An 18,225-nucleotide genomic window follows, 5' to 3' on the forward strand; every position below is an offset into this window, starting at 1 on the left:
AGCGGCTTATCGGTTCAGCCCGCTGGGGGTGAAAAGCGGGTTCAGACTGAAGCCGAGGCTTAAACGGTGTACCCGGTGGTCGTAATCAATCAGGCTTTCACCGTACCCGTAGTAATACTGGACATGGGCTCGCAGGCCGTTGAACACCGGCCAGCTATAATCAATCTGGGTGCCGTGATTTCCCGCATTCGGGTTGCCGCGCCACTGGGCAATCATTTCGTGATCGTTGTTCAGGCGTTTAGCCAGGCGCAGGTCGCCGTAGCCCATATAACGCTGTATGTCCGGGTTGTCGTCTTCGCTGTCTGATTCAGGCACGCGCCAGTGGGGGGCAACGACAAACGCCCAGTCGCCACGCTGAAAGGTGCTTTCTGCATAGAGTCGGTTCCAGCTGCGCGAAAGTTCGCCAGAGCGACCGTTGGACTCATGGTTAATAGAAACCCGGTTGCGGGTATTGACCCATCCGAGCACCTCCCAGGCACTATCAAAGTCAACAAACAGTTCCGGTTCGTAATTGGTTTCGCGAAAGGGCGACGATGCTTCCGTATTATAGGCCTGCCACCAGCTTCGCTGTGAGTAGCCAAAGTAAAGATCTCCATAGTTGGCAAATAGCCCGGTGGCAAGGCCGACCTTGACACTTAGCTGAAATTTAAGTTCGGTGTTGTTTGGCTCATCGTCCGGGTCGATTTGTGCAAAACTTTCACGGTTAGGCTCACTGTTGTAGCTGACTGGCAGAAGATAGTTGGTGCGATGGGTAGTGATTGCGAAAGGATTGCGGTTGGAAGCCTGCTCCAGGTCGCGCCGTTCATTAAGGTCTTCGATGGCAATTGCCTGGGGTAACAGGCGCGGCTTCAGGATGTCAGAACCTGCGAATATATTATCCTCAAAGGCATTGTCTTTAACGTTTGAGGCGGAGATGTCGGGCCAGGTTTCAAGTTCCTGCTGGAGTACTTCCAGCTCATTGTTCAAGGCTTTGATCCGTGCCTCAATTTCAGCCCGGTTAGTGGGTTGTGCAAAGGTTTGCGCACCGGGAAGCGAAACACTCAATAAGGTGATGGGGAGTAGGCACAGTAACCATCGGTGTCGAATGAACATGGTAATAACTCATTGAACAAAAAATCCATGTTAGCGCTTTTTGCCATCTTCTGCCTGCCCAAGTCTTCAACCCGTCATCCTTGATTTTGGTGATTGCGCTTAGCGGTGACGCAACGGACAATGCTTCGGCAACCGATAAGATAACCTGGCAGTGAACAAGTGCTGCCAACCAGTTTATGGATACACAGGGGCAGCCGTTGCCAGCCAGGCTCACCCTGTCGCTGCTTTAAGAGGAAACGCCGGTGTCGAGACGTGTAAGCGGGTTGATCTGTCTGCTTTTATGCTGGCTAGTGGCCGGGGTGTCCATGAGCGCCATGGCGCTTGAAATTGAGGGTGTTCCTGAGCGCGGTGAACTTGACGCCCGGCTGGCAACGCTGGAAGACATGCAAAGCGAGCCCAGCGCTGCCCAGCTGCGCGAACAGCAAGCGCTGGAGGCGGCGTTAGGGGCCTATGATCGCTTGCTTGCTCTGGATGAGCGCCAGCGCCTGCTGGAGGAGCGTGTTGAACGTGCGCCGGATGAGCTTATCAGCCTGGAACGCCAGTTAGCGGAAATAGCCGCAGAAGGTGAACCTGTCTCCTTGGCACAGCTCAATAACCAGTCGCTTGAGGAACTGGATGCGCAGCAAGCACTGGCAGTGACACAGCTTCAGCAGCTACAGAACCAACAGGCAGAGATCAGCGCTCAACTGTTATCCGCACAAACCCTGCCAGAGCGTGCCCAGCAATCAATTGCCACCGCTTTACAGCGGATTGAGCGGCTGCGCCGTGACTATGATGCTCGCGATGCCCTTCTGAGTGAGCAGGAACGCAGCACCAACAGTGATGCACAGTTGATCCAGCTGCGCCTGGAAAGAGTGCTGGCCGAGCGGGAAGTGGCGTTTCATCAGCGTGAGCTGAGTACCAATAGCCGTTTGCGCGAAATTGCCCAACAGCGGCGTGATCTGGTTGCCCTGCAGATCGCCCGTCAGGAGCAAGCACTTGAAACCCTGCAGAGCGTGATTGATCGCAAACGTCGCTCGCAATCCGAACAGGCGATTGCCGATGTTGCGCGTGATAATTCACTGATTGTCGCGGAGCATCCATTAGTCGCCCGCGCTCAGGAAGCGAACCAGACCTTAAGCCAGGAACTGCTGCGTACCACTGACCGTGCCAATAGCGTGGTGCGTGAAAATATTGATACCCAGCGTCAGCTGGACTACACCCGTCAGTTGCAGCGTAGCCTTAACGAGCAGATTGAAGCGATTCGTGGCAGTCAGCTGCTTTCCCGCATCCTCCGTGAACAGCGTCAATCCCTGTTGACAGTGAGTGACCGCCGTGACTTGCAGGATGAAATTGCCGACTTGCGGCTCAAGCAGTTTGAACTGATTCGCCAACGCGATGAGCTGCGCCATGGCGATCGGCTGGCATCCCAGCGATTGACGGAAGCCGGGCTTGAACAAGCCCCGGAGCTTCTTGAGGCGTTAACGCGCCTTTATCAGGCTCGCCGTGAATTGGTTGAACGCCTGGAACAGGCTTACGGCACCCTGCTAAGCGCGGCAATTGAGCTGCAGCTTAATCACCAGCAGCTGGTCAGTATCACTCAGGATCTGCGCGCCACCATTGAAGAGCAGCTTTTTTGGGTCGCCAACAGCCGCCCGCTGGATTTGAACTGGTTACGTAGCCTTCCTACGGCCTTGCATGATGAGTGGTATAACGGCGAATGGCGCAGCGTGGTGAGTAACCGCTTATCGCTGGATTCCTGGTCGGTGTTTAAAGGCACTCCCGTCATACTGCTGGCCGCCGTTTTGCTGCTCCTGCGACGGAAAATCAAGCATCAGCTTGGCCTTCTGCATGCTCAGATAGGGCGGTTGAAAAGCGATACCCAGCTACATACGCCCAAGGCGGTGTTGTTGAATGCGCTGCTGGCACTGCCGCTGGCGACGCTGTTGGCAGGCGCTGGGCTATTGCTCAATGCGCCGGTGCTGATGCAGGTCGCGCTGCTCTGGGCGGTGGTGGCCTGGGGGCGCCGTATTCTGGTGGTGCACGGCGTTGCCGAACAACACTTCAAATGGCCAACCGGGTATTCACGCAGGTTGCGTTCGTTACTGGGTGGCTTGGGTATTGCCATGGTGCCGGTGGTGGCGATTGCCGCCATGGCAGAAGAGATTCAGACACCGCTTGCGATGCGGCCCTTTGCGTTTGCTCTGCTCACTGTGGGTTTGGTGGCGATGAGCGTGTTACTGGTCAAACTGGTGATTGCTCACCTGCCATTTTTTGGGGTGAGGCTGTTCCGTCTGACACTGGGGCTAAGCATGGCGGCGGTGCCGCTGGTGATGATGGGGCTAGTGGCTTGGGGGTATGAATACACCGCGCTCAAGCTGATTCAGCGCTTTGTGATCACCCTGTATATTCTCGGTATGTGGGTGGTGGTGGAGGCCACTGTGGTGCGCAGCTTGGCGGTGGCAGCGCGGCGCCTGGCCTATCAGCGTGCTCTGGCCAAGCGTCACGCCCAGTTGCAGGAAGATGCCGAAGGCAGCAACGAATTAGTGGAAGAGCCCCCTTTGGATATGGAGCAGATCAGCAACCAGTCGCTGCGCCTTTCCAAGCTGATTTTGCTGATTGCCTTCAGCACGCTGATTTATGGCGTCTGGTCGGATCTGCTCGGGGTTCTCAACTATCTCGATCAGGTGGCGCTGGTGAATCTTTCCGATGAGGCCCTGGTGGAAGATGTGCTGTCAATTTCCGACTTCTTTACGGCGCTGTTTATTATTGCCGTGACCACCATCATGGCGCGCAATCTGCCAGGGCTTTTAGAGGTAATGGTGCTGTCGCGGCTGGCCCTCAAGCAGGGCAGCGCCTATGCGATCAGCTCGCTGCTGTCCTATACCATCGTAGGGGTGGGCGTGGTGATGTCGCTTGCCGCGCTGGGCGTCTCCTGGGATAAGCTGCAATGGCTGGTGGCGGCCTTGAGTGTGGGCCTGGGCTTTGGGCTGCAGGAGATTTTTGCCAACTTCATTTCCGGCCTGATCATCCTGTTCGAACGGCCCATCCGGATTGGTGACACCATCACCCTGGGTAACCTGCATGGAACCGTTAACCGTATCCGTATTCGTGCCACCACGGTGACTGATTTTGATCGCAAGGAAATCATCATCCCCAACAAGACCTTTGTAACCGATCAGCTGATTAACTGGTCCCTGTCGGATAACGTCACCCGGGTCGTGCTGACCTATGGCGTGGCCCATGGTTCAGACCTTGCCATGGTGCATCGACTGTTGCATCAGGCGGCAGCGGAAAATACTCGGGTGCTTAGCGACCCGGAGCCGCAGGTGTTCTGCGTCCATTACGGGCCGCATAATTTCAACTTCGAACTGCGCATCTTCGTCAATGACATCATGGATCGTCTGTACGCGTCAGATGAGATCAACTGCCGGGTGGATGAGCTTTTCCGCAACGCCGGAATACGGGTCGCCTTCGAGCAGATGGATGTCTGGCTGCACAGTGATCGCTCAACGCCGGTGCAAGTGCAGTCCATTGCGGCGGATGCTCGCCGTCAGGCGGAATGATTCAAGCGGGCATGGAGCAGAAACTCCCGATTACCGTCGCCGCCGGTAATCGGGCTCTCCTGCCAGTCGAGAATCGTCAGCTGATTTACCTGGCAGGTGTGACGCAGCTTGTCTTCAACCTGAGCAAAATACCTCGAATCAGTCACCACGCCGCGCTTGTCCAGCGCCTGGGGGCTGAGCTCAAACTGCGGTTTGACCAGTGAATAAAGCTCACCACCATCAGGCAGCAGGGCGGCTATCTCGGGCACTATCAGGGTTTGCGAAATAAAGGAGACATCCATCACTACCGCATCCAGCGGTGCCTCACCCAAGGCGGCCAATACCTCTGGCTGCTGACTCATTCGCCGAGCATTGATACCTTCCAGGCAGATGACCTGAGGGTGTTGGCGAAGCGCTTCAGCCAACTGCCCGTGGCCTACCTCAATACCAATCACAATCTTTGCCCCAAAGCGCAGGGCGCAGTCAGTAAACCCGCCGGTGGACTGGCCAACATCCAGCACTGTCTGTCCATCAAAGCGTTTGTTTCTGGCCAGCAGCAAGGCTTCAAGCTTCAACCCGGCGCGGGAAACATAGCGTTCTTCCGGGTCATCCGCGACGGTAAGCGGGGTGTTTTCAGCCAGTTTTTCGCTGGCTTTGGTCAGAGTCTGTTGCGTATCCACACGGCTGACTCGCCCGTGGCGAATCAGCCGCTGAGCGCGGGTACGTGAAGCGGCCAGCCCAAGGCTGACCAGCAGTTGATCGAGTCGTGGCATAAAAGCGTCAGGTTTGAGGCGGCTCGGGCGGCGCCACGCCTTCCTCCGCCTGTAAGTCTGTCGGGGGAAGGCGGTCAGCGCCCCAGCTGCGTGCCAGGTGGCCCTTTACTGTTTCCAGCTCTGCGTCGGTGACGTTGGCAAGCTCGCCGCGCTCCAGAGGGTCGAAATGGTAAATATACAGGCGCGAGGCAAATTGCTCAAAAGGCAATGAAGCTTCACCGAAACGCTCGCCATGGCCAGAGGTGCTGACCACAACACCGTCGCCCCAGTTCTGTCCGCTATCGTTATTGGGGTTGTAGAAGTAGATGCGCATCTGATCATTGGGGCCAAGAGAGGCTCGCAGTATGGTAATCGCATGCCAGCCGATAAACCGCGCAGCGCTGTCAGTCACCGCAATACCCGCGGGCTGAGGGTGGATAAGCGGCTGATTGCCGTTGTAATAGGGGTGGTAGCTGGCGTAGAAGTGGCGCAGGAAGTCATCCACATCCATCAGCTGGCCGCTGGCCACATCGACGTTGATACGAAAACCGCGACCCGCCCACCAACCATGAAATTCCGGGTTGACCCAGCGGTGCGGGTCACCTTCACGGCCTATGCAGCGGCGGCCCATTTCGGCATAAATGCGGTCCAGATGCGGTACAACAATTAATGAGACCGCGTCCAGATCCATGGGAAGCTCGGTTGCCACGCCGCTCTGGCTTTGGAGTGACGAAATCGGCTGGCCTTCAAAATGCATGACGATTTCATCATCTCGGGCGGCCCAGGCAACCATCTGCAACATGTAATCCGGGTCGTTATAGGCCCACATGGAAAGCGCTCGCGCTGACTGGCAGGTCGGGTTATTGCCTTGACCAACCCCAAGCGGCAGGCCAAGCATGCACAGCACCCCTTCCAGCAAGCGCGCCTTGGGGGATGCATTGGTGCCATAGGCGATATTAAGCCGCGATTCTGACCACTCGGAAAGCGAAAGGCCAAGCTGGCGCCACAACGCAGGGGCAACAGGAGACTGATAGAGAATGCCGCGCTCAAGCATTAGCGCCAGACCGTAGACTGACTGGCAGGTGGCGGGGTACACGCCACCGCGTATCAGGGCGTGAACCAGTTCCCGGTAGCACAGCAGGCAGTCGCGCCCGGTGGAGGAAAGCCCCAGTGCCTCAGCTACCAGATAGTCGCTGACATCAAGCAGATGGCGGATAAGCACTGGGTGATAGGGCGAGACCAAGCCGGTGTCGTGCATGGCGCGGGCAAAGCCGGTGGCTTCTGCCTGCAGGGCGGCGTTGTCCATGACTTCCAGCCGCTGGCGATAAATATCAACGCCGGGGTCTTCCTGACAGGCCTGGGTCGGGCCATAAAGCGAGCTGACCAGCCGCGCAGCGCCCTGGCCGCTGCTACCCAGGTCAATCTCCGGGTTGGCCTGACACAGAGCAATCTGGGTGATCATTTGCTTGATTGAATCAACCTGGATGGGCCGCTGCTTGAGAATCCGCCAGATCTCGTCGATCAGCTGATCAATAATATGCTCGTAGCCGATGCGTTCAGCCAGGTGTTGAAACAGCTGGCGCGAAATCAGTGCTAAACGCCCCTGAGTTTCGCGCTCGGCCTCTGACGGAGCGGAGAACAGCTGCCACAGGTTAATGGCCATGACCTGGGTCAGGTAATGGTGGGAATGCTCAGCGGATACCGCAGGGTGAACATAGCTGCCTTTGGCCACCGCCAACAGACGCAGTTCGCTCAGTGCCTCAATGACCACCCTATTGGCATCGGCGCTTTGCAGCGCATAGGTCGTCAGGGAGGGCACCAGAAATTGGGGGGTTGCCCAGTCTGAACCTTCGAACACGCCAGCGTTTTCCAGGGTGGCGGCGTGAGATTCAAGTGCCGCACAGCCACCGGGCTGAAGCAGAACACGCCGCGCAGTATCGAATACTCGCGGCAGTTTAGCTGGCTTGGAAAAAGCCGGCGCCTGATCGAGCAGGCGCACGGCATCCAACAGCTTTTTGACTAACAGGTTCAGCTTTTCATCTTCGGGGGAAGATGTATCGTTTTCCGTCGTCACGGTGACTCCTTATCCCAACCTTTGGGTAGGATTATACATAGAAGTCGAGGTCTTCTTGGTGTTTTAGCAAATCGCGAATTGTGTGAGCATCATCGCCCTTGAAGTAAATCAGCCCCCAGTGGGTGCCGAAGGCGGTACGCTTGGTCACGGTTTCTTCCATCGGTGGCGTCAATTCGTGAGATTCAAAGTAAGGGTGATCTTCGACTTCTTCGGGGATTTCCAGACGGCTGACCACGCGGCGGCGTGGATACACCCCAAAGCAACCAGCGTAACCATCGGCGTCAACCACTTCTTTCGGGAAGAAGCTGGCGACTTCCTCTGGGGTGGTGTGGGGGTCGAACACCAGCATGGACGCCTGATAGGCGTTAAAACCATACACCCGCTCCAAAAGCTCAAATACCTTGAAGCCGGGGGGACGATAGGCCACTTCGCCAAAATACATCTCGCCATCGCTGGTGACAAAGTACTCGGGGTGGATCAGGCCGAATTCGATATCAAAGGTCTTGATCAGTTTCTCAATCTGAGCAGTGATCTGCGGGCGATACTTTTCGATTTCCGGCGAGCCGGGTACGAAGACCGAGTACCCCAGGGTGACGTATTCGGAAATGTTCAGAAAGGCAATCTTGCCGTTGTGAATCCAGGCTTCGACAGCAAATTCCCAGCCATCAAGGTGGGATTCCATCAATACCGGAAATTCTTCCTCGGGGATGGTATCCACTTCATCCGGGGTGCGAATCACCCGATGGCCCAAGCAGCCCGCCTTGTCGAACGCCTTCAGGTGAATGGGGTCGTTCGGGTCGCCATCCAGCTTGAGCAGCGTCTGATTGACGCGCTTCAAAAAGCGCACAACGTCTTCCTTGTCATGGGCTTCTTCAAAAATACCTACCCGGATACCACCCAGCTGGGCGCGACGCTTCATCAGTGCCTTGTCGCGCAGCAGCAGCGACTGGCCATAAAGGCGCGGATTATCGAGCAGTACCGAATTGATGGCACCGGCCCATTCGACGGTTTCCTCGAACAGTGGAATGGCAACATCGACCCCTTTTTCCTTCAGGGTCTCGGCAATTTCCATGGAGCGATCATTAAGGCGCTCAAAGTTCCATGGAACATGGGGGATATCATGTTTCTGGCAGTAATCTTCTGCCCAGTCGGGGGCAACCACGATATAACGTCGATCAAACGTTTCCGCAGCTTCAATAGCATTGAGGCTCCAGCCAAGTAAAGCGATATAACCTTTATTGGGATCCTTCTGCATAATGATAGCTCCTGAGTTTAAGGTGGGCGCTGAATGATGAACCGTAAAGCGATGGTTACTTTTCTACCATACAGGCCTAAACACGCACCGGCCATGGCTGTTTGAACTCTGCATCAACGCTTTGCAGGCAAAATACCCCAGCTGTGGTAGGCTTGCGGGTTTTTACGGGTAACAATGCCCAGAGGTTCAAATGCCAAGAGGAAAGGGTCAAAATGGCGGCTAAGCCGATTTATCGCGTCGTCGTTCACCAGCACGGTGAAGTATGGGAACTCTATGTGCGTGAAATCTTCCAAAGTGAGCTGTGGGGGTTCATTGAAGTGGAAGAATTTGTGTTTGGCGACCCCAACCGGGTTGTCGTGGATCCCACCAGCGAAAAGCTTGAGCGCACTCTGGAAGGTGTGAAACGCAGCTATCTGCCCCTGAATGCGATTATGCGCATTGATGAAGTGGAAAGGGGTGGGCCGCTGAAAGCGGTTAAAAGTGAGGCGCGGGTGGCTGAATTTCCGCGTCCTTTCCCACTGCCTTCGCGGGATAGCTGAGCGACTTCGCGATGACCACCCTTAGGATGAACATTTTTAGGACGAAAAATGAAGCAATTCACTCAACGCCGTGCCCGTGCAGCCATGACGATGTTACTGCTTGGGCTGACCAGTGGTACTGCGCTGGCGCAGTCTAACGAAGCCTGGGTGAGCGATGAACTGAGTACCTATGTGCGCAGTGGCCCAACCGATGGCTACCGGATTATCGGTACTCTGACCGCCGGTGAACAGGTCGAAGTACTGGAAACCAGCGGTGATTACACTCGCGTACGTAACAGCGACGGCAATGCTGTCTGGGTCCTGAGTGATGAACTTCAGGGTACTCCCAGCGCCCGAGAGCAGCTGCCTGCGCTTGAAGGCCGAGTTCAGGCGCTGTCTACCGAACTTGCAGGTATTAACGAGCAGTGGGAGCAGCGGGTGGCTAGCATGACCGAAACGCTGGATGTTCGTGAAAAACGTATCAGCGAGCTTGAAAACCGCAACGCTGCCCTTGAAGAAGAAGCCAGCCAGCAACTCCAGCAGGTGCGTGAACTGCAGGCGCGTCTGGATACTCAGGAAGAAGATCTACTATTACGCTACTTTATGTATGGCGGCGGTGTCGCGGGGGCAGGCCTGATAGTGGGCTTGATCGTGCCGCATCTGCCGCGTCGGCGCAAGAAACGTGATCGCTGGTTTCAGTAAGGAGGCAAACTGATGCGTGAACAATGGCTGCAACGCTGGCGTGAAGGGCGCATCGGTTTCCACCGCAACGACACCCATCCGGCGCTTGCGCACTTCTGGCCAAGCCTCGATATTCCCGCTGGCACCAAGGTGTTGGTGCCGCTTTGCGGCAAAAGTCTGGATATGCATTGGCTCGCTGACGCTGGCCATCCGGTGCTGGGCGTTGAGCTAGCGCCTGAAGCCATTGAGCAGTTTCTTGATGAGCAGCAGGGCAACCCCTCACAGGCGGGGGTATCACGTTATCGTCAGGGCGGTTTTGCGATTGCGCGGCAAGGCATGGTGGAACTGTGGCAAGGCGATTTTTTTCACCTGCATATCCGTCAGGTCGATGAGATAGGCGCGTTTTATGATAGAGCGTCGCTGATTGCCCTGCCGCCAGCAACGCGTCAGCGCTATGCGTTTCATCTGGCTCAGCTGGTGCCAGCCGGTGCACAGGGCTTGCTGGTCAGCCTTCATCATGATGAGGGTGATAAAGGCCCACCTTATAGCGTTAACAAAGCCGAAATCGAAACGCTATTTACCCCCAATTTTGTGCTCACCGAGCTTGGAAGCGGTGCCAGAGATGCCCAGGGGCGAGTGGAAAGCATCTGGGGGCTGCGCCGCCGTGGGCCGCTGGCCTGACAGGCTCAGCGGCGGAGAACGCCGCGGCGACACCATTGCTAGCGGGCCAGTAACTCGCCCAGTTGGCGGTCGCTGAAGGCGCGGTTCAGCGCATCACTGAGAAGCTCGTTAAGCATACGGGTATTGGCGCCCTGGCCTGGCTTGACCGCATAGCTCTGAACGCGACGGGACGTATAAGTACCCGTATAGGTCGCCCCCTGGTGTTGCACAATGGCGCGCAGCACTCCTTCAATGTTGGCTTCATTCAGGCCCAGCTGGCTGCTGTCACCGTGGGTATAGTTGAGGCTGGCAAGCTCCAGCGTCAATATCGGCCTGCCGTCAGCCCTTTCCTGTGTGGGTGTAAACCCCATATCCGCCACCGCGCGCTCGGCTTCTTCCTGAAGTTTCGGCATCAGCTGGTGGCTATCCACGGTAATCACAGAGGTCGACATGTCCTGACCGGTGCGATGGCCAATCACATCAGAGTCACGGGCATCCTGGGCAAATACGCTTACGGATTGCCCGTTGCCAAGCTGTGGCACCTCGGCCGTCCGCGTTGGTGAGAGTGCCAGGTAATGAGGGCTGGCGCAGCCGGCTAGCCAGACACCGGCTAACAGCACGCAGAAAAGTGGAACAAGTTGACGACGACCCATGCAAGACTCCGGTTTTATTATCTGAGGGTAAAAGCGTGAATCGTCATTATAGCGGTTCAGGCGACCGGCGCATTGGCTTTGGTGGTGCCCGGCTGTTGAAAACGATGATACTGGCGAGGATGTGCGTAAAGCCGCTGGCCACGGCTGAGCGCCAGCTGTTCAAAATCGGTATGGCGCACGGTGGCAAGCCAGGGTTTGGCGAGCCAGTCGGCTTCGAGTTCAACGCGCACTTCGGCACCCACGGGGGAAATCGCCGTGATGGTGACCGGCAGATGGCTTTCAGCCGTGGGGGAAGCCGCCAGGCGCACCTCGTGTGGCCGAAGCAACAGTTCCTCATGGCCATCGGGTAGGTCAACTTTCAAGCGTGCATCGCCACAGGTGAGTACCCCTTGGCTGACATAGCCTTCCAGATGATTGACGTCGCCCAGAAACTCAAACACAAAGCGGTTTTTGGGCGCACGGTACAGAGTTTCCGGGGCGTCGATCTGCTCGATACGGCCATTGCTCATCACGACCACTCGGTCAGATAGCTCCAGTGCCTCTTCCTGGTCGTGGGTGACAAACACGCTGGTGAAGTTGAGTTCGTCGTGAAGGTGGCGCAGCCAGCGGCGCAGTTCCTGGCGCACCTTGGCGTCGAGGGCACCAAAGGGTTCATCCAGTAACAGGACCTCAGGTTCTACTGCCAGCGCCCGAGCCAGGGAAACACGCTGCTGCTGGCCGCCGGAAAGCTGGGCCGGATAGCGGTTGGCCAGATGCTCAAGCTTGACCATTTCCAGCAGGCGCAATACCCGTGAGCGGATCTCGCCGCTGCTGGGGCGTTGCTTGCGTTCCATGACGGTCAGGCCAAAGGCCACGTTATCGAATACCGTCATATGCCGAAACAGGGCGTAATGCTGGAACACAAAGCCTATGCGACGATCGCGCACATGCACCTGAGTCACATCACGTTCGCCAAATAGAATCCTGCTCGGCTCTTGGGTGCGGTCAGCGCTTTCCAGCCCGGCAATGATCCGCAGCAAGGTGGTCTTACCTGAGCCTGACGGCCCCAAAAGACCCACCAGCTCACCGGAGTGAATATCAAGATTGACCGGTTCCAGCGCCAAGGTCTGATGGCGGCCACTGCCAAAGTGTTTGCCGATATTTTGCAAGCGAATGCTCATGCGAGTGCCTCCCGGCGCGCTTGGCGCCATTCCAGAGCGGCCTTGGCGGCCAGCGTCAGCAGGGCGATCAGGGCGAGTAATGCCGCGCTGGCAAAAGCGCCGACGGTGTTGTAGTCCTGATACAGTTGTTCAAGGTGCAGGGGCAAGGTGTTGGTCTTGCCGCGAATGGCCCCGGCAACCACTGAGACGGCGCCAAACTCACCCACCGCCCGGGCGTTGGTCAGGATCACGCCATACAGCAAGGCCCAGCGGATATTGGGCAGGGTCACTCGCCAGAAGGTTGTCCAGCCGCGCGCGCCCAGGGTAACGGCGGCTTCCTCTTCACGGGAGCCTTGGGCCTGCATGAGGGGTATCAGCTCCCGGGCAACGAAGGGGCAGGTCACAAACACGGTGACCATCAAAATACCCGGCCAAGCAAACATCAGCTGGATGTCGTAACCGTCCAGCCAGTTACCCAGCCAGCCGTTGCGCCCGTAAAGCAGCAGGTAGATCAGCCCCGCGACTACCGGCGACACCGCAAAAGGGATGTCGATCAAGGTCTGCAGCACCCGCCTGCCCGGAAAGCTGAAGCGCGTGACCAGCCAGGCCAGCGCCACGCCGAACACCAGGCAAACGGGAATGGTCAGCAGTGCAATGCCCAAGGTCAGACCAATGGCATGCAGGGTGTAGCGGTCACTGACGTTACTCCAGAACACATCAACACCCTGGGCAAAGGCCTGGGCAAAAATAGCCACCAGGGGTAGCAGCAGAAAAAGTGCCGACAGTGCAACGGCGGTGCCAATCAGCACACGGCGCACGGCAGGTGCATCACCAATACGGCGCATTAGCCTTTTCCTCCGTGTAAACGGCGAACAAACCGGCCCTGCCAGATATTGATCGCCAGCAGTAAGGCCAGTGAAACAAACAGCACCACAGAAGCAATCGCCGAGGCACCGGCATAGTCATATTCCTGGAGCTTGACGAAGATCATCAGGGCGGTGATTTCAGTCTCATAGGGCGTGTTGCCAGCAATGAAGATAATCGCGCCAAATTCCCCCAGCGAGCGCACAAACGCAAGCCCGGTGCCGGTGACCAGGGCCGGCCACAAGTGCGGCAGGATCACCCGGCGAAAAGCGACGCCATCGCGTGCGCCCAGCGTCATGGCCGCCTCATCCACCTCGGCAGGCATGTCCTCAAGCACCGGCTGCACGGTGCGCACGACAAAAGGAATACTGGTGAAGGCCATGGCCAGTGCAATACCCACCCAGGTATAGGCAACCGGAAACCCCAGCGGCTCAAGCCAACGGCCCATCCAGCCGTTGCTGGCGTAAAGGGTGGCCAGCGTGATACCTGCCACGGCGGTTGGCAGTGCAAAGGGCAGGTCCATCAGCGCATCCAGCAGGCGCTTGCCTGGGAATTCGTAACGCACTAGTACCCAGGCAAGCAGCAGGCCGAACACGGCGTTGACCAGGGCAGCGACCGCCGCGGCCCCTATGGTGACCATGTAGCTCGCCACCACCCGGCCTTCGCTGATGATGGCCCAGTATTCGGCCAGGCTAAGCCCCGCCAGCTGGCCGAACAGGCCGGTCATGGGCAGCAGCAGAACCAGCGAGATGAACAGTACGCTGATGCCCATGGAAAGACCGAAACCCGGAAGAACCCGTTTCTCCGTCTTGAAGGGCAGGGCGCCAAACCTAGCCAGGCTCATAGCAGACCTCAGCGACGCTGCAGCTGGTCAAGCAGACCGCCGCTACCGAAATGGGTTTCCATGGCGTTGTCCCAGCTACCGAAAACCTCTTCTACCTGCAAAAGCTCAGTCTCAGGGAAGTTATCGGCAAATTCAGCGACGACGTCGGGATGGTGAACGCGGTAGTTGAAGCCCGCGAGCAGGCGTTGGGTATCTTCAGTGTAGAGAAATTCCAGATAGCTCTGGGCCAGGTCGGCATTGCCGTTGCGCTCGGCGTTGGGGCCGACGACCGCGACCGGGAACTCAGCTAGAATGCTCACCGGCGGTACCACCACTTCGTAGTCGTCACTGCCGTACTCGCCGCGGATGTTGTTGACCTCGGATTCAAAGCTGATCAGCACATCGCCCATGCCACGCTCAATAAAACTGGTGGTGGCACCTCGGCCGCCGGTATCAAACACCACGACGTTGCTCAGGAAATCGCGCATGAAGTCGCGCACCTGCTCTTCATCACCGTCGAACTGGTCTTCAGCAAACCCCCAGGCCGCCAGGTAGGTGTAGCGCCCGTTGCCGGATGTTTTAGGGTTGGGGAACACAATCTCGATATCATCCCGCGCCAGGTCTGCCCAGCTTTCGATACCTTCCGGGTTGCCTTCACGTACCAGAAAGGCCGTCGTGGAATAGTAGGGTGAGGCGTTGTTGGCAAGCGCTTCCTGCCAGTCCTCAGCCACCAGGCCGGCATCAGCAAGCACCTGAACGTCGGTCACCTGGTTAAAGGTCACCACATCTGCGCGCAGGCCTTGCAGAATGGCCCGGGCCTGGGCGGAGGAGCCACCGTGGGATTGGCTGATGGTGATCTCTTCATCGTGTTCTTGCTGCCACCACGCCGCGAACTCAGGGTTGATCTCCGCGAACAGTTCACGGGCGATATCATAGGAAGAGTTCAGTAGCTCGCGATTATCTTGCGCCAGCGCATTGGTGGAGGCGCTGGCCGCCAGCGTCAGTGCCAGCAGGCTGGCACCCAGACGGGCGTTGCTGATGGTAGGCAGAACAGAAAATGCCATCTTGTAACTCCTTTAAGGCCGGTGAGCCTAACGTGTTAAGGGAATGGCAAAGAAGATTAAACCTACATTTATGGAATTACAATCACGTTTTATATTCTTTTTTAGAATATAAGTGTAGGCAATTTTTATCTTGATGCGCTAGCTTGCTGCAAACGCATGATTTTAAGGTCTGGTATCATAGGCACGAATTTTTCATCTATGACCTGGATAGCTCATGACCACTCCACGGGATTTTCTGATTGCGCCCTCTATTCTCTCCGCCAACTTTGCCTGTCTGGGTGAAGAAGTGGATAAGGTGCTGGCCTCCGGCGCTGACTGGGTGCACTTCGATGTGATGGATAACCACTATGTGCCTAACCTGACCATTGGCCCCATGGTTTGTGAAGCGCTACGCAAGCACGGTGTCACCGCACCGATTGATGTGCACCTGATGGTCACGCCGGTGGATCAGATGATCAGTAGCTTCATTGATGCCGGGGCCGATATGATTACCTTTCACCCCGAAGCCTCCCTGCATATTGACCGCTCGCTGCAGTTGATCCGCGATGGCGGCTGCAAAGCCGGGCTGGTTTTCAATCCGGCAACCCCCTTGTCCTATCTGGATTACGTAATGGACAAGATCGATATAGTGCTGCTGATGAGCGTTAACCCCGGTTTTGGCGGTCAGGCGTTTATCCCCGCGACGCTTGATAAGCTGCGTGAAGCGCGGGCCAGAATTGATGCCTCCGGCCGCGATATCCGCCTTGAGGTGGATGGCGGCGTCAAGGTTGATAACATTGCTGAGGTCGCGGCGGCGGGTGCCGATACCTTCGTGGCCGGCTCGGCTATTTTCAGTGCCCATCAGGCCGATGATCCGAACGGCTATGACAGCGTGATCAGCCAGATGCGCGCCCGACTGGCTGAAGCAGGGCAATAACGGAGGCGCCGGTGCACGCACAGCTGAAAGACAAGCAACTGGTCGCCTTTGACCTGGACGGCACCCTGATTGATTCGGTGCCGGATCTGGCCGTCGCGGTTCAGAAAACACTGGCAGGCGAGGGGCTTGCCCAGCCGCAACAAACTCATGTGCGCGACTGGGTAGGCAACGGTGCGCCGGTGCTGATCGAACGTGCGCTGCGCTGGGCGCTAGGCAAGGCGCCGGATACGACACTCAATGCGCGTGCCTATGATTCCTTTCTGGCCTATTACAGCCAGGCGCCTGACCATTTGACCCGCCTCTACCCAGGCGCATTGGACGTGCTCAGGGCTGTGCGTGCGGCGGGTTTACGCCAGGTATTGATCACCAACAAGCCCGAACGCTTTATCGTGCCGATTTTGCAGCACTTCGCCATGTTAGAGTATTTTGATCTGTACCTGGGGGGAGATTCCCTGGCGCAAAAGAAACCTCACCCGTTGCCACTGCTGCATGCGGCCAAAACATACGGCGTCAGCCCGGCTGATTGCGCCATGGTGGGGGATTCCCGTCACGATATCGGGGCAGGCAAGGCGGCAGGTTTTACCACCTTTGCATTGCCAGACGGCTATAACCACGGTGAGCCGATTGCCCTGAGCGCCCCTGATGTGCTGCTTGATTCCCTTTTTGATTTAATCGCTGAAACGCCCTGTGCGACAAGGATTGCCAGATGATGACGCCGGACACCTTTGCCGAGCTGGCCCAGGCGGGCTATAACCGTATTCCTGTTTCCCGTGATGTGCTGGCGGATCTGGATACGCCGCTTTCCACCTATCTGAAGCTGGCCAATACGCCCTGGACTTTCCTGCTGGAATCCGTTCAAGGCGGTGAAAAGTGGGGGCGCTATTCGATTATCGGCCTGCCTTGCCAGGAACGCATTGAGGTACGCGGTTTTACCGTGCGCCATATCCGCGAAGGCGAGTCTGAAGGGGTGACGGAAGTGGCTGACCCCCTGGACTGGATCGAGCAGTTCCAGCAGCGTTTCAAGGTGCCCAAGCTGGATAACCGGCCGCGTTTTGACGGTGGTCTGGTGGGGTATTTCGGCTATGATACGATTCGTTATATCGAACCCCGTCTGCGTGGCGTCGAGAAGCCCGACCCCTTGGGGGTGCCGGACATTCTGCTGATGGTGTGCAACGACCTGGTGGTGTTTGACAATCTCTCCGGGCGCTTGACGCTGCTGACCCATGCCGACCCATCCGAAACTGAGGCGTTGGCCAAGGCTGAGCAGCATCTTAACCATCTCGAACAGCGTCTTCGTGAGGCCTACACCCGGCCGGAAAGCAAAGGAAGCGGTCGCTCTGCCGTTGAAGAAAGCGACTTTGAATCCGGCTTTACCGAAGAAGGCTTCAAGGCGGCCGTGGAAAAAATCAAGGAATACGTGCTGGCCGGGGACATCATGCAGTGCGTGCCCTCCCAGCGTATGTCGACGCCTTATCAGGCGCCGCCGCTGGATCTGTACCGTGCCCTGCGCAGCCTGAATCCATCTCCTTACATGTTTTATCTCAATCTGGACGATCATCAGGTGGTCGGCTCATCGCCGGAAATCCTGACCCGCACCGAAGAGGGTGAGGTCACGGTACGCCCGATTGCAGGCACCCGTAAGCGCGGCAAGAACGAGGAAGAAGACAAGGCGCTGGAAGCTGAACTGCTGGCAGACCCCAAGGAGCTTGCCGAACACCTGATGCTGATCGACCTGGGCCGTAACGATGTTGGCCGCATCAGTCAGACGGGCAGTGTCGAGGTGACCGACCAGATGGTGGTGGAGCGCTATTCCCACGTCATGCATATCGTCTCCAATGTCACCGGCCAGCTGATGCCGTCATTGACCGCCATGGATGCGCTGCGCGCGACCTTCCCGGCAGGCACGGTATCCGGGGCGCCGAAGATTCGCGCACTGGAGATTATTGACGAAGTCGAACCGGTCAAGCGCGGTATCTATTCCGGCGCGGTGGGCTATCTGTCCTGGCATGGCAACATGGATACCGCCATTGCGATTCGTACTGCCATGATCAAGGATGGCCAGGTACACGTCCAGGCCGGAGCAGGCATCGTCGCTGACTCCGTCCCGGAACTCGAATGGCAGGAAACCCTTAACAAGGGCCGCGCCCTGTTCAGAGCGGTGGCCATGGCGGAAGGCGGATTGGACGAGCGCTAGTCTGCACAGAATCAGA

At 57.4% G+C, this 18,225-nt stretch carries 16 protein-coding genes; 7 read left to right on the forward strand and 9 right to left on the reverse strand.

Annotated features, from left to right (window positions below; genetic code table 11):
- Positions 1-6: 6 nt before the first annotated feature.
- Positions 7-1,092: a phospholipase A gene (locus OR573_05735; GenBank protein XGA81141.1), complete on the reverse strand. Its 1,086-nt coding sequence runs from the start codon at positions 1,090-1,092 to the stop codon at positions 7-9.
- Between the two features lie 242 nt (positions 1,093-1,334).
- Here OR573_05735 and mscK point away from each other — a divergent pair, with 242 nt between their 5' ends.
- The gene (gene mscK / locus OR573_05740; GenBank protein ID XGA81142.1) at positions 1,335-4,637 is read left to right on the forward strand and encodes a mechanosensitive channel MscK; all 3,303 of its coding nucleotides are present in this window, start codon (positions 1,335-1,337) and stop codon (positions 4,635-4,637) included.
- Here mscK and OR573_05745 read toward each other — a convergent pair.
- Genes OR573_05745 through OR573_05755 form a run of 3 tightly spaced genes read right to left on the reverse strand, consistent with a single transcriptional unit; the run spans position 4,625 to position 8,697 of the window.
- Positions 4,625-5,389: a TlyA family RNA methyltransferase gene (locus OR573_05745; GenBank protein XGA81143.1), complete on the reverse strand. Its 765-nt coding sequence runs from the start codon at positions 5,387-5,389 to the stop codon at positions 4,625-4,627. The two genes, mscK and OR573_05745, sit on opposite strands and share 13 nt — an antisense overlap.
- Before the next feature lie 7 nt (positions 5,390-5,396).
- Positions 5,397-7,442 (reverse strand): hypothetical protein, encoded by a 2,046-nt coding sequence (locus OR573_05750; GenBank protein XGA81144.1) that lies wholly within the window; start codon positions 7,440-7,442, stop codon positions 5,397-5,399.
- Between the two features lie 31 nt (positions 7,443-7,473).
- On the reverse strand, positions 7,474-8,697 hold the full coding sequence (locus tag OR573_05755) for a carboxylate--amine ligase (GenBank protein XGA81145.1): 1,224 nt from the start codon (positions 8,695-8,697) through the stop codon (positions 7,474-7,476).
- A gap of 212 nt (positions 8,698-8,909) precedes the next feature.
- Between OR573_05755 and OR573_05760 the strand changes: the two genes are divergently transcribed.
- From OR573_05760 to OR573_05770, 3 genes are all read left to right on the forward strand, one after another.
- A complete protein-coding gene (locus OR573_05760; GenBank protein ID XGA81146.1) occupies positions 8,910-9,236 on the forward strand; it encodes a DUF1820 family protein in 327 nt (108 codons plus the stop codon).
- Positions 9,237-9,320: 84 nt separating this feature from the next.
- Complete coding sequence (locus tag OR573_05765; protein XGA81677.1) at positions 9,321-9,917, forward strand: TIGR04211 family SH3 domain-containing protein; 597 nt, start codon at positions 9,321-9,323, stop codon at positions 9,915-9,917.
- Positions 9,918-9,929: 12 nt separating this feature from the next.
- The gene (locus tag OR573_05770; protein XGA81147.1) at positions 9,930-10,577 is read left to right on the forward strand and encodes a thiopurine S-methyltransferase; all 648 of its coding nucleotides are present in this window, start codon (positions 9,930-9,932) and stop codon (positions 10,575-10,577) included.
- A 38-nt stretch (positions 10,578-10,615) separates the two neighbouring features.
- Here the strand turns inward: OR573_05770 and OR573_05775 are convergent, their stop codons facing one another.
- Genes OR573_05775 through cysP form a run of 5 tightly spaced genes read right to left on the reverse strand, consistent with a single transcriptional unit; the run spans position 10,616 to position 15,099 of the window.
- The gene (locus tag OR573_05775) at positions 10,616-11,209 is read right to left on the reverse strand and encodes a YajG family lipoprotein (GenBank protein ID XGA81148.1); all 594 of its coding nucleotides are present in this window, start codon (positions 11,207-11,209) and stop codon (positions 10,616-10,618) included.
- A gap of 56 nt (positions 11,210-11,265) precedes the next feature.
- Positions 11,266-12,369 (reverse strand): TOBE-like domain-containing protein, encoded by a 1,104-nt coding sequence (locus OR573_05780; protein ID XGA81149.1) that lies wholly within the window; start codon positions 12,367-12,369, stop codon positions 11,266-11,268.
- Entirely contained in the window at positions 12,366-13,193 is an 828-nt protein-coding gene (cysW, locus tag OR573_05785) for a sulfate ABC transporter permease subunit CysW (protein XGA81150.1), read from the reverse strand. The genes OR573_05780 and cysW overlap by 4 nt, the downstream gene beginning before the upstream one ends.
- Positions 13,193-14,056, reverse strand: coding sequence for a sulfate ABC transporter permease subunit CysT (gene cysT / locus OR573_05790; GenBank protein XGA81151.1), 864 nt, complete (start codon positions 14,054-14,056; stop codon positions 13,193-13,195). Before cysT ends, cysW begins: the two co-directional genes overlap by 1 nt.
- An 8-nt stretch (positions 14,057-14,064) precedes the next feature.
- Positions 14,065-15,099, reverse strand: coding sequence for a thiosulfate ABC transporter substrate-binding protein CysP (gene cysP, locus OR573_05795; protein XGA81152.1), 1,035 nt, complete (start codon positions 15,097-15,099; stop codon positions 14,065-14,067).
- Positions 15,100-15,313: 214 nt separating this feature from the next.
- Between cysP and rpe the strand changes: the two genes are divergently transcribed.
- From rpe to trpE, 3 genes are read left to right on the forward strand one after another with little or no spacing between them, the layout of a single operon-like run.
- Positions 15,314-16,015 carry a ribulose-phosphate 3-epimerase gene (rpe, locus tag OR573_05800; GenBank protein XGA81153.1) on the forward strand — a complete coding sequence of 234 codons (702 nt, stop codon included), beginning with the start codon at positions 15,314-15,316 and terminating at the stop codon, positions 16,013-16,015.
- An 11-nt stretch (positions 16,016-16,026) separates the two neighbouring features.
- The gene (locus tag OR573_05805; GenBank protein XGA81154.1) at positions 16,027-16,725 is read left to right on the forward strand and encodes a phosphoglycolate phosphatase; all 699 of its coding nucleotides are present in this window, start codon (positions 16,027-16,029) and stop codon (positions 16,723-16,725) included.
- Positions 16,725-18,209 (forward strand): anthranilate synthase component I, encoded by a 1,485-nt coding sequence (trpE, locus tag OR573_05810; GenBank protein ID XGA81678.1) that lies wholly within the window; start codon positions 16,725-16,727, stop codon positions 18,207-18,209. The genes OR573_05805 and trpE overlap by 1 nt, the downstream gene beginning before the upstream one ends.
- Positions 18,210-18,225 lie beyond the last annotated feature (16 nt).

The organism is Halomonas sp. CH40, from assembly GCA_041875495.1.
In the GTDB taxonomy this organism is placed as follows: Bacteria; Pseudomonadota; Gammaproteobacteria; order Pseudomonadales; family Halomonadaceae; genus Vreelandella.

Coding starts and splice junctions, on each gene's coding strand:
- OR573_05735 (XGA81141.1), bottom strand. CDS start 1,092: ATGTTCATTCGACACCGATGGTTACTGTGCCTACTCCCCATCACCTTA.
- OR573_05745 (XGA81143.1), bottom strand. CDS start 5,389: ATGCCACGACTCGATCAACTGCTGGTCAGCCTTGGGCTGGCCGCTTCA.
- OR573_05755 (XGA81145.1), bottom strand. CDS start 8,697: ATGCAGAAGGATCCCAATAAAGGTTATATCGCTTTACTTGGCTGGAGC.
- OR573_05760 (XGA81146.1), top strand. CDS start 8,910: ATGGCGGCTAAGCCGATTTATCGCGTCGTCGTTCACCAGCACGGTGAA.
- OR573_05765 (XGA81677.1), top strand. CDS start 9,321: ATGACGATGTTACTGCTTGGGCTGACCAGTGGTACTGCGCTGGCGCAG.
- OR573_05770 (XGA81147.1), top strand. CDS start 9,930: ATGCGTGAACAATGGCTGCAACGCTGGCGTGAAGGGCGCATCGGTTTC.
- OR573_05775 (XGA81148.1), bottom strand. CDS start 11,209: ATGGGTCGTCGTCAACTTGTTCCACTTTTCTGCGTGCTGTTAGCCGGT.
- OR573_05780 (XGA81149.1), bottom strand. CDS start 12,369: ATGAGCATTCGCTTGCAAAATATCGGCAAACACTTTGGCAGTGGCCGC.
- cysW (XGA81150.1), bottom strand. CDS start 13,193: ATGCGCCGTATTGGTGATGCACCTGCCGTGCGCCGTGTGCTGATTGGC.
- cysT (XGA81151.1), bottom strand. CDS start 14,056: ATGAGCCTGGCTAGGTTTGGCGCCCTGCCCTTCAAGACGGAGAAACGG.
- cysP (XGA81152.1), bottom strand. CDS start 15,099: ATGGCATTTTCTGTTCTGCCTACCATCAGCAACGCCCGTCTGGGTGCC.
- rpe (XGA81153.1), top strand. CDS start 15,314: ATGACCACTCCACGGGATTTTCTGATTGCGCCCTCTATTCTCTCCGCC.
- trpE (XGA81678.1), top strand. CDS start 16,725: ATGACGCCGGACACCTTTGCCGAGCTGGCCCAGGCGGGCTATAACCGT.